Origin of the sequence: Shewanella psychromarinicola (assembly GCF_003855155.1) — a bacterium.
In the GTDB taxonomy this organism is placed as follows: Bacteria; Pseudomonadota; Gammaproteobacteria; order Enterobacterales; family Shewanellaceae; genus Shewanella; species Shewanella psychromarinicola.
The window spans coordinates 1156215-1169460 of record NZ_CP034073.1; the positions used below are offsets into that span (position 1 = coordinate 1156215).

Sequence of the window (13246 nt, forward strand, 5' to 3'; positions counted from 1 at the left end):
GCAGTTAAGCAGTCTGAATGCTTAACTGCGCCTGCGATGATGAATTAAGCGTTACTTGGCAAAGTGAATTACACTGCGAATACTTTCGCCTTTGTGCATTAACTCAAACGCATGGTTAATATCTTCAAGACCCATAGTGTGGGTAATAAAGTGGTCTAGTTTGAATTCGCCCGCTAAGTATTGTTCAACAATACCGGGTAACTCGCTGCGTCCTTTTACCCCACCAAATGCACTGCCACGCCATACACGACCCGTGACCAACTGGAATGGGCGGGTTGATATTTCTTGGCCTGCGCCGGCAACTCCAATAATGACCGATTCGCCCCAACCTTTATGACAACATTCTAATGCACTGCGCATCACATTGACGTTACCGATACATTCAAACGAGAAATCCACGCCGCCATCGGTCATTTCTACAATCACTTCTTGAATCGGCTTATCAAAGTTTTTAGGGTTAATGCAATCGGTTGCCCCTAATTTTTTAGCCAATTCAAATTTAGATTCATTAAGATCTATACCAATAATACGGCTGGCACCTGCCATGGTGGCACCAATAATTGCAGATAAACCAATACCGCCTAGACCAAAAATAGCCACAGTATCGCCTTGTTGAACTTTAGCTGTCTTTAGAACAGCGCCCATTCCAGTGGTAACACCACAACCGAGAAGACACACTTCTTCAAGTGGCGCGGTTGGATTCACTTTTGCTAACGATATTTCTGGTAATACTGTGTATTCCGAGAACGTTGAGCAACCCATATAATGGAAAATAGGTTGGCCATCTTTAAAGAAACGTGTAGTGCCGTCTGGCATTAACCCTTTTCCTTGAGTAGCGCGAACCGCGCTGCAAAGATTGGTTTTACCAGAAGTACAAAACTTACAAACACCGCATTCAGCGGTATACAGCGGAATAACATGATCGCCTACTTTTACGCTAGTGACACCGTCACCGACCATATGAACAATGCCGCCGCCTTCATGACCAAGAATCGCTGGGAATACGCCTTCAGGATCATCGCCTGAAAGTGTGAATGCATCTGTGTGACAAACGCCTGATGCCACAATTCGTACCATGACTTCACCTGGTTTTGGGTACATTACATCGACTTCTTCTACCGATAGTGGCTGACCAGGTCCCCAAGCAATTGCGGCTTTTGACTTAATAAATTGTGCTGACATAAATGATTTCCTTAACATTAGCTACCATGGTCGACATGGCTGATCGTAATAACTTCAGTGTAGTGTATTTAGCCATTGTATTTGTTTATCATATAATGATAATTAGCTTGTTTTACAAATGACTTTTACGAGAATGTAATAATGATGAAGTGGGAAGGTATTTTTGAATTTGTTGCCGTGGCCGAAACCAACAGTTTTACGGCTGCAGGTAAGCGTTTGGGTATTTCTACTGCGCAAGTGAGTCGACAAATCAGCCAGTTGGAAAATCGTTTAAACACCAAATTATTTTATCGCACCACCCGTAAGGTATCACTAACTGAAGAAGGCATGGTTTATTATCAGCATTGTCGTCAAGTGTTAAACAGTCTTGATGAAGCAGAGCGAGCTATTTCAAGTTTAAAAGATAAACCGCAAGGCTTGATTAGGATTACCGCGCCAGTGACCTACGGTGAAAAATTTATTATGCCGATAGTAATTGATTTTATGCAGCAATATCCTGACATTGAAGTGGTTTGCGAATTAACAAATCAACAACTTGATTTGGTTGATGGTGGTTATGATTTAGCTATTAGGCTTGGGCGTTTACTCAATTCCAGCATGATGGCAAAACGATTAACCAATAGACGCCAGTACGTGTGCGCCGCACCGAGTTATATTGCTAAATACGGTACACCTTATGCTTTATCTGAACTGACTCAACATAACTGCTTAATTGGCAGTCAGCCTCATTGGCATTTTGTTGAAAAAGGCAAACCTAAGACGGTAAAAGTGCATGGATCTTTGGCATGTAGTAGCGGCTTGAGTTTATTGAATGCGGCAATTTTGGGTTTGGGTATAGTGCAGTTACCGGGATATTACGTCAATGATGCCATTGCTGAGGGGCGATTGGTTGTATTACTTGCACCTTTTCAACAACCAAAAGAAGGCATTTGGGCTTTGTATCCGCACAATCGTCATTTATCACCAAAGGTGAGATTGTTGGTCGATAAGTTATCGCAAGAGTTATCATTAAAGTGATTCAATCACTGATAAATTTAGCTCATAGTCCGTAAAAACCGCGCTATTTGAGCTTTAGGAAGACTGGATATTTTGTTGACCATATCAATGGTAATCGGTTGTTTTGGAAGTTGTTGCTGCAATACTTCTATTTGATGTAACCATAAATGACTTGTCATGGTGGCGTCGGCTAATGCGCGGTGAAATACGCCATCGTTAGGTAACTGATGATGATCCACTAGCGTGCCGAGCTTATGATTGGGGGCATCTTGGCTTATGCGGCGAGATAACAATAAAGAGCAGCAAAAGATCCCTGAATATTTCAGCTTGTGTTGGCTAAATTCAGCATCGAGAAACTTCTTATCAAAGCTGGCATTGTGTGCCACCAAATTAAATCCATCGATAAATTTGGCAAATTGTCCCATTACTTGCTTTGACACTGGGGCATGTTTGAGCATGTCGTTGCTGATACCTGTGTATTGTTCAATAAAGCTATTGACTCGCCGACCAGGATTAATAAGTTCCTGAAAGGTATCGACTATTTGACCATCGACCAATTTTACCGCGCCGATTTCAATGGCACGGTCACCATTATCGGGTGACAAACCTGTGGTTTCAAAATCGAGCACCACAACTTGGTTAGCGAGTGTTGTCATTAATATTGTCTACTTATTTACCGATACAAAATGAACTAAAAATCTTGCCGAGCAAATCATCTGAGGTAAATTTACCGGTGATTTCAGATAAGGCTATTTGTGTCATTCGAAGCTCTTCAGCCAGTAATTCACCGGCTAAATACACTTCAAGCTGTTCTTTACCTAGCTGTAAGTGACTTGCGGCAAGATCGAGTGCTTCTAAATGGCGACGACGGGCAATAAAGCCACCCTCTAAGTTACTTTGGTAACCCATTAATGATTTGAGATGTTGCTTTAACTCATCAACACCTAAACCTGTTTTGGCCGATATCCGATAAACGTTATTGCCCTGTTCTTCGGTTTTGTCTAAGGTTTCACCGGTTAAATCGGCTTTATTACGTACGACTGTAACCCCAAGTTTTGCCGGTAGGCGGTCGATAAAATCTGGCCAAATCTCGTGAGGGTTCACGGCATCGGTTGTGGTGCCATCGACCATAAACAATACTCTATCTGCTGCGGCTATTTCGGCCCATGCGCGTTCAATACCAATTTTTTCAACAGTGTCGAGCGTATCTCGTAATCCTGCTGTATCTATTATGTGAAGTGGCATACCGTCTAAGTGAATGTGTTCGCGTAGCACGTCGCGAGTCGTACCGGCAACTTCCGTTACAATAGCCGATTCTTTACCTGCTAACGCATTCAGTAAGCTAGATTTACCGGCATTTGGGCGACCGGCAATAACAACTTTCATGCCTTCGCGGATAATAGAACCTTGCTTGGCGCTGGCTTGTACCGTGTCTAATTTATTGATGATTTTATATAACGCGTTGGCGATTTTACCATCGGATAAAAAATCGACTTCGTCATCGGGGAAATCAATTGCGGCTTCCACATATAAACGTAGGTTGGTGACTTGGTCGACAAGCTCATAGACTTCTTTTGAGAATTCACCTTGTAGTGACAACAATGCACTTTTCGCAGCCTGTTCACTGGTGGCATCGATTAAGTCTGCAATGGCTTCTGCCTGAGTTAAATCGAGCTTATCGTTCATAAAGGCTTGTTCGCTGAATTCACCTGGTCTAGCAATGCGAATACCATCGATTTCCATGACGCGCTTGATTAGCATGTCGAGCACAATTTGACCACCATGACCTTGTAGTTCAAGTACATCTTCGCCAGTAAAGGAATTGGGTCCTTTAAAAAATAGCGCAATACCTTGGTCAATAACCTTACTGTCAGCACTGTTAAAGTCACAATATTCAGCGTAACGCGTTTTTGGCACATGGCCAATAATGGCGGTTGCAACATTAGTGGCTAAGTTACCAGAAATACGAATGATGCCTACGCCACCTCGTCCGGGGGCGGTCGCTTGTGCCACAATAGTGTCTGTTGTCACGGTAGTACCTATAAAATTGATAAAGGAAAAGGCGGCTAATCAGCCGCCTTTTTAATCAGTTATACAACATTGAGCTTAGGCTTATTTTATGCCATTTTTCTCAAGGCCGGCATAAATAATCTTCTGCTGAGTAATGGCAACTAAGTTACCTACTAACCAGTAAAGTACTAGACCTGCTGGGAACCATAAGAAGAAGACGGTAAAGATAACGGGCATCCACTGCATCATTTTTACTTGCATAGGATCCATCGTTGGCGCAACCGGTTGCATTTTCTGCATTAAAAACATCGACAAGCCCATTAATAATGGCAAGACGTAGTATGGATCTTGTACCGATAAGTCGTTAATCCATAGCATGAATGGCGCATGGCGTAATTCATAGCTTTCTAGCAGCACCCAGTAAAGCGCGATAAAGATTGGCATCTGTAACAAAATAGGTAAGCAACCTCCCATAGGGTTTACTTTCTCTTTCTTGTACAGCTCCATCATCGCTTGACCCATCTTCTGACGGTCATCGCCAAAGCGTTCTTTCATCTCAGTCATTTTTGGCTGCAGATTACGCATTTTGGCCATCGAAGTGTATTGCTTCTTGGTCAGGGGATATAAGCCACCACGTACCGTTAGGGTAATCAAAATAATTGCTACACCCCAGTTACCCACAAATGATTGATAGAACATCAATAACCAATGGATTGGAATGGCTAACCACCATAAGAAACCGTAATCAACAACCAAGTTTAAGGTTTCAGAAATAGCTGAAAGCGCTTTTTGATTTTTAGGGCCGACATAAAACTGTGAGCTAATATCTTGTGTGACGCCTGGTGCAATATCATATACCGCGCCGCGAAAACCTATATTGGCTAGACCACCAGAGACTCTTGAGAAAATGGTGTTTGAATCTATTGCTGGCGGAACCCAAGCTGACACAAAGTAATGTTGTAGCATTGCTGCCCAACCACCTAATGTGACTTTAGCAAGATTCTTATCAGCCATATCGTCAAAATTATATTTCTCATAACGAGTATCTTCAGACGAGAAAGCACCACCACGATAAGTCGGCATAATCATGCTGCTTTCTGATTCTTTAATCGTTTGCTTAATTTGACCATACATTTGCACTTGTAACGGTGCCGTTGAGGTGTTGTTGATAGTGTAATCTACGCCGACATCATACTGACCACGGGTAAACGTAAAGGTTTTTACGTAGGTGACACCGTTGTCTGCTGTAAAAGTAAATGGCACTGTTAATGTGTCTTTGTCTTCAGCTAAAAAATATGAACTGGCTTGAACATTATAAGTTGCACGACCATTAGCACTACTATCAATACCATCACGACCAATAAGGCCACTTTGAGCGATATAAGTGAAATCATTTTGCTGATCTAAAATAACGAAAGGGTCGTTACTGTCTATTTCGCGTTTATGTTCCACTAATGCGGCATAAACAATGTCACCACCAATAGGGCTTATTTTAATAACAAGCTTATCGGTTTTAACGCTAATAAGGTTTTTAGTTGCAGGTAATTCTTCTTGTACCCCAATAACATCTGCTTCTGGAACGTCATCACTGTGTTGTGGGGCGGCGTTAGTTTGGCTAACAGTTTGTGCTGCTGCCGGTTGTGGTGCTTTATCTGTTTGCCATTGTTGCCACATTAAAAAGCTGACAAACAGCAGACCGATTAGCAATATATTGCGTTGAGATTCCATAGCCTATTTATTACACCTGTCATTTTTAGGGGGGACGGGATCACTACCGCCTGCATGTAAAGGGTGACATTTTAATATGCGTTTTATTGCAAACCAACTACCTTTTAGTGTTCCATGTGTTTTTATTGCTTCTATAGCGTAATAAGAACAAGTTGGATTAAACCGACAACGCGGTCCCAATAAAGGGCTGATAATAATTTGGTAACCACGGATAACCGTAGTTGCTAGCCATTGTAACGGCGACTGAGTTTGCGCCATAGCTTTTCTACTAATTTGTGTAGTTCTGCATTTTCCATTTCCATCACGCCATTTCTGACTAATACAACGATATCTATATCTGGGATGTCGTGTTGATGTAAACGAAAACTATCTCTTATCACACGTTTGATACGATTACGTTGGTTTGCACGTTTAACAAAACGTTTTGCAACGGTTAACCCTAAACGAGGATGTTGCTCTGAATTTGGAATTGCGAGCAGAGTTATTTCAGCAGAGGATGCTTTGATTGGATTGGAGAATACAGATTTAAATTGCGCGGGAGTTAACAAACGTAACTCCCGCGAAAAGGTATAGCTAGTCACCTGGTTATCTACTTATGCAGATAAACGAGTGCGACCTTTCGCACGACGACGTGCAAGTACCTTACGGCCACCTACAGTAGCCATACGAGCGCGGAAGCCGTGAGAACGCTTGCGCTTCAGGTTGCTAGGTTGAAAAGTACGTTTACTCATTATGGCAATCCGTCTTTGTTAGTGAATTTTCCTTATCTCCAAAATTAGAGTTAAGGGTAAAAAAGAGGCAGAATTGTAATCACTTTAAGTACTGTCGTCAATAACGAAAGTACTTATATAATAAATTTATGCCAATCTTTATTTGAAGCTACTAACGATTAAGCACCATAAGATGTGGATAAGTCTGTGTACAGACACTATATCTTGTGGATCTTTCATTGTTTCAGTAGATCAAAGAATCGCTATTATAGATCAAGGTGGATCGGTTAATAAAGCTGGATTTGCTTGAAATTCACAATTAATCGATCGTTTTCGATCTTTGATGATCATCGATTTATACATAGAATGATCACGCTGGGGATAAATCTGCTTTTAAGGATAGCGATCATAGTGATCTCACTATAGAATACATCTCCTTTGTTTAAAGATATTTGGGGATAAATAAGTGGCGGTTTCACTTTGGCAACAATGTATCGGCAGACTGCAAGACGAGTTATCAGCGCAGCAGTTCAGTATGTGGATCCGTCCGTTACAGGCTGAAATGGATGGTGATACATTGGTTTTGTATGCGCCAAATCGTTTTGTGCTGGATTGGGTACGCGATAAATACATCAATATCATTAATCAATTTTTTACTGAACAAATGGGCGGTAATGCACCCAAGTTACGTTTTGATATTGGTAGCCGTCCTTCTGCACGCCAAGTTGCGCCAGCGCCTGTAGCTGCTAAGCCTGTGAATCGTCAAACGAAAGCCCAAGTGGGAACGACGTCTTTTAATACCCAGGCCGAACCGATTATCAATCCCAACCACCGCAGTAATATTAACCCAACATATCAGTTTGATAATTTTGTTGAAGGTAAATCGAACCAATTAGGTAAAGCTGCGGCATTGCAAGTATCTGAAAATCCTGGTGGTGCTTATAATCCGTTATTTTTATATGGCGGAACCGGTTTAGGTAAAACCCATTTACTGCATGCTGTGGCCAATGGCATTATTAAAAACAATCCTAATGCTAAAGTGGTATATATGCATTCTGAGCGTTTTGTACAGGACATGGTTAAGGCCTTACAAAATAACGCCATTGAAGAATTTAAACGTTATTACCGCAGCGTAGACGCGTTATTTATTGATGATATTCAATTTTTTGCCAATAAAGATCGTTCACAAGAAGAATTTTTTCATACCTTCAATGCTTTACTAGAAGGTAATCATCAAATTATTTTAACCTCTGATCGTTATCCTAAAGAGATCGACGGGGTAGAAGATCGCTTAAAATCACGTTTTGGTTGGGGGTTAACCGTAGCGATTGAACCGCCGGAGTTAGAAACCCGCGTGGCGATTTTAATGCGTAAAGCACAAGAGAATGGCATTAATTTACCCGATGAAGTGGCTTTCTTTATTGCCAAGCGTTTACGTTCAAATGTACGTGAATTAGAAGGTGCACTAAACCGTGTGATTGCTAATGCTAACTTCACTGGACGTCCTATCACCATCGACTTTGTGCGCGAAGCATTAAGAGATCTCTTGGCACTGCAAGAAAAATTAGTCACTATAGATAATATTCAGAAGACTGTTGCTGAGTACTATAAAATAAAAATGGCAGATATGCTGTCTAAACGCCGTTCTCGCAGTGTGGCAAGGCCTAGACAAGTGGCGATGGCGCTATCTAAAGAACTTACTAACCAAAGTTTACCGGAAATTGGTGATGCTTTTGGTGGTCGTGACCATACGACAGTATTGCATGCTTGTCGTAAAATCGCCCAACTGCGCGAAGAGAGTCATGACATTAAAGAAGATTATGCTAACTTGATTAGAACTTTGTCTTCTTAATTCAGGGATTGTAGACACGATGAAATTTTCAATTGATAGGGACGCCCTGTTAAAACCGTTGCAGCTAGTGTGTGGCGCGGTAGAACGCAGACACAATTTACCTATTTTAGCCAACTTATTAGTTGAAGTTAGTGAGTCCTCACTTAAGCTAACGGGCACTGATTTAGAAGTTGAGTTAGTGGGCCAAGTGGCAATTCATGGTGATATTGATATCGGTCGTACCACCGTTCCAGCCAAAAAATTGCTGGATATTGTTAAGTCATTACCAGAGCAAAGTGAATTAAAAGTCGAACAGCAAGATAATAAATGGTTATTGCGTTCCGGTCGTAGCCGTTTTTCATTGGCAACATTGCCTGCTGAAGATTACCCCAACGTTGAAGAATTCCAAGCAGATATCGAATTTAGCTTAAAGCAAGGCGTGTTGAAGTCGATTATCGATTCAACTCAGTTCTCAATGGCTAACCAAGATGTGCGTTATTACCTTAACGGTTTGTTATTTGAAACCGAAGGTAATGTTTTACGTGCTATAGCCACAGACGGACACCGTTTAGCGCTAAGTCATCGCACGTTAGATATCTCATTACCTGAAAAACAAGTGATTGTGCCTCGCAAAGGGGTGGTTGAAATGGCACGCTTGCTCGACAGTGACGATCAGGACATTACCATTGCGATTGGTGATAATGCCATTCGGGCCGTGACTACCTCCGCTGTGTTTACCAGTAAGCTCGTTGATGGTCGCTTCCCTGATTATCGTAGAGTGTTACCTAAGGGTGGCACTAAAGTGGTCATTGCCAGCCGAAATCAGCTAAAACAAGCATTAACCCGCGCCTCTATTTTGTCGAATGAAAAATTCCGTGGGGTTCGTATTCAGCTTGAACCTGGGTTATTGAAAATTACTGCTAATAACCCAGAGCAAGAAGAAGCTGAAGAAATCATTGATGTTGATTATGACTCTGATAATTTAGAAATTGGTTTTAACGTCAGCTATCTACTTGATGTGTTAAATAACTTAGCCAGCGATGAAGTGCGTATTACCTTAATTGATGGTAATTCGAGTGCTTTGATTGAGAACCACAAAGAAGAAGATTCTATGTATGTGGTGATGCCTATGCGTCTTTAACGGGTTATCGTCTGATTGTTTATTAAGGTGCTGTAAGGCACCTTCTTTGTCTATATAGGATTATTTATTCTGGTTATCACAAATAGGTCTACATGAGTTTATCGCGTCTTACCATTGGTTCATTTCGTAACATTACCTCTGCGTCATTACAGCCTTGTGATGGCTTAAATTTGATTTACGGTCAAAATGGCAGTGGCAAAACCAGTATTCTTGAAGCCATTTACTTTTTGGGTATGGGCCGCTCGTTTCGCAGCCACTTATCGCAACGGGTGATCAACCATGATGACGATAAACTGACCCTATTTGCCCAGTTAATTGACGCCGACAGAGACTATAAAATTGGTTTACGTCGCCATCGAAGTGGTGAGATTGAAGTTAAAATCAATGGCGAGAAAGTGAAGCGTTTATCAACGTTGGCCGATACTTTGCCCATTCAAGTTATTACTCCAGAAAGTTTTTCTTTATTGTTCGAGGGACCTAAAGCTCGCCGTCAATTTATCGATTGGGGGGCATTTCATTCCGACCCGTATTTTTATCAAGCTTGGGTGAATACCAGGAAGGTATTAAAGCAGCGCAATCAATTACTTAGAAATCAATCACCCTATAGCCAAATACAATTTTGGGATAAGGAGTTGGTGCGGTATGCTGAACAGGTTACCGATATACGAAATCAATATGTAGACTCGTTAAATGGGCTACTAAAGGGTATAATCGGAGTGTTTTTACCTCATATTGATATTAAGGTTTCTTTTACCCGAGGATGGGACAGTAAAACGGATTTTTCACAATTACTTGAAAACCAATACTCAAGAGATTTAGCCGCAGGTAATACGGGTAGCGGGCCCCATAAAGCAGACTTACGTTTGCGTGTGGGTACTTTACCCGCGCAGGATGCGTTGTCCCGTGGACAATTAAAATTATTAGTCTGTGCACTACGTATTGCACAGGGAAAGTTGCTCAAACAACAGCTAGATAAAAACAGTATTTATCTGGTTGACGATTTACCGTCAGAGTTGGATGCACAGCATAGGCAGCTATTGCTTCAGCAGTTAACCGAAACCGGTGCACAAATATTTGTCACCGCGATTGATCCGCTAACAATAGTCGATTCGTTATCTAGCCCTCCAAACAGGACGTTTCATGTGGAACAAGGGCTGGTAACAGTTATTGAATAACAACGAGAGATAAATATGTCAGAGAATAGTTACGATTCTTCGAGTATCAAGGTATTAAAAGGCCTTGATGCAGTCCGTAAGAGACCTGGTATGTACATTGGTGATACTGATGATGGCACAGGTCTTCATCACATGGTATTCGAAGTGGTTGATAACTCTATCGATGAAGCTTTAGCAGGCCATTGTAGCGAAATCACCATTACCATTCATTCCGATGGTTCAGTCTCAGTAAAAGACGATGGTCGTGGTATTCCTGTTTCGATACATGAGGAAGAGGGTATCTCTGCTGCTGAAGTGATTATGACCGTACTTCATGCTGGTGGTAAGTTTGATGACAACTCATACAAAGTCTCTGGTGGACTTCACGGTGTGGGTGTTTCGGTCGTTAATGCTTTATCGCGAAAGCTGCAGTTAACTATTCGTCGTGCAGGTAAAATCTATGAGCAGTTTTATACTCATGGTGTACCTGATGCGCCTATCAAAGAAATCGGCGATGCGGTGACAACCGGCACCGAACTCCGTTTTTGGCCAAGCAGTGAGACGTTTACTAATAATCTTGAATTCCATTTTGAAATTTTAGCCAAACGAGTACGTGAACTCTCATTCTTGAACTCTGGTGTGGGCATTCGTTTAGTTGACGAGCTCGAGAATAAAGATGAGTTCTTTAGATATGAAGGTGGTATTAGAGCCTTTGTTGACTACTTAAACCGTAACAAAACGCCGATTAACAAAGATGTATTCCATTTTGCACACGAACGCGAAGACGGTATTACCGTTGAAGTGGCAATGCAGTGGAACGATGGTTATCAAGAAAATATTTATTGTTTTACCAATAATATTCCTCAGCGCGATGGTGGTACTCACTTAGCCGGTTTCCGTGGAGCATTGACGCGTAACTTGAATAACTACATGGAACGTGAAGGTTATAACAAAAAAGGTAAAACCAACGCCACCGGTGATGATGCGCGCGAAGGCTTAACTGCGGTTATTTCTGTTAAAGTACCGGATCCAAAGTTTAGCTCGCAAACGAAAGATAAACTTGTTTCTAGCGAAGTGAAAAGCGCTGTTGAGCAAACGATGGGTGAGCAGTTAAACGATTACCTATTAGAAAACCCAGCAGATGCTAAATTAATTGTTGGCAAGATTGTTGACGCTTCACGGGCGCGCGAAGCGGCTCGTAAAGCGCGTGAAATGACTCGTCGTAAAGGCGCATTAGATTTAGGTGGTTTGCCTGGTAAGTTAGCTGATTGCCAAGAGAAAGACCCTGGTCTTTCTGAAATATATATAGTGGAAGGGGACTCTGCTGGCGGATCTGCCAAGCAGGGGCGTAATCGTAAAAACCAAGCTATTCTTCCACTGAAAGGTAAAATCTTAAACGTAGAAAAAGCGCGTTTTGACAAAATGTTATCGTCTCAAGAAGTGGCAACACTGATCACGGCATTAGGTTGTGGTATTGGCCGTGATGAGTATAACCCTGATAAGACCCGTTATCACAATATCATTATCATGACCGATGCTGATGTCGACGGTTCACACATCCGTACCTTGCTACTGACCTTTTTCTTCCGTCAAATGCCAGAATTGATCGAACGTGGATATATTTATATTGCTCAACCACCGCTCTTTAAAGTAAAAAAAGGTAAGCAAGAACAATATTTAAAAGACGAACCCGCGTTAACGGAATATTTAACTACTCAAGCACTTGATGGTACAAGTATTTACCCAAGCAAAGGTGCTTTTGGTATGTCTGGTGAGCCATTAGAGCGCTTGGTGGCGCAGTATCGTGAAGTTGAACGCATCATTAAGCGTCTAGAAAAACGCTTCCCGTCCAACTTACTTGACCGTATGTTGTATCACCCAGAAGTCACCGCGGATGTGTTGAATGACGAAGCGAAAATGACCACATGGTGCAATGACTTTATTGCGGCATTAGTTGAGCGTGAAAATAGTGGCATTATCTACACTGCGAATGTCATGCTTGATCCTGAACGTAAGGTTTACACTCCTAGTGTGACAATCCGTAAACACGGTATTGATTTCAGCTATCTATTTGGTCATGACTTCTTCACGTCAACGGATTACCAACGTATGGCTAAATTAGGTGCTGCGTTACACGGTATGATTGAAGAAGGCGGTTACGTACAACGTGGCGAACGTGTTAAAGACGTTGAAAGTTTCTTAGAAGCGCTAGATTGGACGATTAGTGAAGCGAAACGCGGTCTTTATATTCAACGCTATAAAGGTTTGGGTGAAATGAACCCTGAACAGTTATGGGAAACCACAATGGATCCGGAATCCCGTCGTATGTTACGTGTGACTATTGAAGATGCAGTTGCTGCAGATCAGCTCTTTACGTGTTTGATGGGCGACCAAGTTGAGCCGCGTCGTGAGTTTATTGAAACCAATGCGCTTAATGTTGCAAACTTAGACGTATAACATAAATTATGTGTGTAAATGGGTGCCTTTGGCACCC

General features: G+C 41.9%; 12 protein-coding genes. 5 read left to right on the forward strand and 7 right to left on the reverse strand.

Features of this window, described 5'->3' with window-relative positions; genetic code table 11:
- Positions 1–51: 51 nt before the first annotated feature.
- Positions 52–1182 carry an S-(hydroxymethyl)glutathione dehydrogenase/class III alcohol dehydrogenase gene (locus EGC80_RS04915; RefSeq protein ID WP_101033442.1) on the reverse strand — a complete coding sequence of 377 codons (1131 nt, stop codon included), beginning with the start codon at positions 1180–1182 and terminating at the stop codon, positions 52–54.
- A gap of 141 nt (positions 1183–1323) precedes the next feature.
- Here EGC80_RS04915 and EGC80_RS04920 point away from each other — a divergent pair, with 141 nt between their 5' ends.
- Positions 1324–2199 (forward strand): LysR substrate-binding domain-containing protein, encoded by an 876-nt coding sequence (locus tag EGC80_RS04920; protein WP_124012917.1) that lies wholly within the window; start codon positions 1324–1326, stop codon positions 2197–2199.
- A 17-nt stretch (positions 2200–2216) separates the two neighbouring features.
- Here the strand turns inward: EGC80_RS04920 and EGC80_RS04925 are convergent, their stop codons facing one another.
- The 6 genes from EGC80_RS04925 to rpmH form a co-directional block, all read right to left on the reverse strand.
- Positions 2217–2834, reverse strand: a complete 618-nt coding sequence (locus tag EGC80_RS04925; RefSeq protein ID WP_124012918.1) for a 3'-5' exonuclease — start codon at positions 2832–2834, stop codon at positions 2217–2219.
- A 13-nt stretch (positions 2835–2847) separates the two neighbouring features.
- Positions 2848–4209: a tRNA uridine-5-carboxymethylaminomethyl(34) synthesis GTPase MnmE gene (gene mnmE, locus EGC80_RS04930; RefSeq protein ID WP_124012919.1), complete on the reverse strand. Its 1362-nt coding sequence runs from the start codon at positions 4207–4209 to the stop codon at positions 2848–2850.
- Positions 4210–4290: 81 nt separating this feature from the next.
- Positions 4291–5916, reverse strand: coding sequence for a membrane protein insertase YidC (gene yidC / locus EGC80_RS04935; RefSeq protein ID WP_101033445.1), 1626 nt, complete (start codon positions 5914–5916; stop codon positions 4291–4293).
- 3 nt (positions 5917–5919) lie between these two features.
- Entirely contained in the window at positions 5920–6174 is a 255-nt protein-coding gene (gene yidD, locus EGC80_RS04940; RefSeq protein WP_101033446.1) for a membrane protein insertion efficiency factor YidD, read from the reverse strand.
- Entirely contained in the window at positions 6141–6497 is a 357-nt protein-coding gene (gene rnpA / locus EGC80_RS04945) for a ribonuclease P protein component (protein WP_101033447.1), read from the reverse strand. Before rnpA ends, yidD begins: the two co-directional genes overlap by 34 nt.
- Before the next feature lie 12 nt (positions 6498–6509).
- The gene (gene rpmH, locus EGC80_RS04950; protein WP_101033448.1) at positions 6510–6647 is read right to left on the reverse strand and encodes a 50S ribosomal protein L34; all 138 of its coding nucleotides are present in this window, start codon (positions 6645–6647) and stop codon (positions 6510–6512) included.
- A 445-nt stretch (positions 6648–7092) separates the two neighbouring features.
- On the opposite strand from rpmH, the gene dnaA reads away from it, so the two are divergent.
- The 4 genes from dnaA (at position 7093) to gyrB (ending at position 13209) form a co-directional block, all read left to right on the forward strand.
- Positions 7093–8478: a chromosomal replication initiator protein DnaA gene (gene dnaA / locus EGC80_RS04955; protein ID WP_101033449.1), complete on the forward strand. Its 1386-nt coding sequence runs from the start codon at positions 7093–7095 to the stop codon at positions 8476–8478.
- 19 nt (positions 8479–8497) lie between these two features.
- Entirely contained in the window at positions 8498–9598 is a 1101-nt protein-coding gene (dnaN, locus tag EGC80_RS04960; RefSeq protein WP_101033450.1) for a DNA polymerase III subunit beta, read from the forward strand.
- Positions 9599–9690: 92 nt separating this feature from the next.
- On the forward strand, positions 9691–10773 hold the full coding sequence (gene recF, locus EGC80_RS04965; RefSeq protein WP_101033451.1) for a DNA replication/repair protein RecF: 1083 nt from the start codon (positions 9691–9693) through the stop codon (positions 10771–10773).
- Positions 10774–10788: 15 nt separating this feature from the next.
- Complete coding sequence (gene gyrB, locus EGC80_RS04970; protein ID WP_124012920.1) at positions 10789–13209, forward strand: DNA topoisomerase (ATP-hydrolyzing) subunit B; 2421 nt, start codon at positions 10789–10791, stop codon at positions 13207–13209.
- Positions 13210–13246 lie beyond the last annotated feature (37 nt).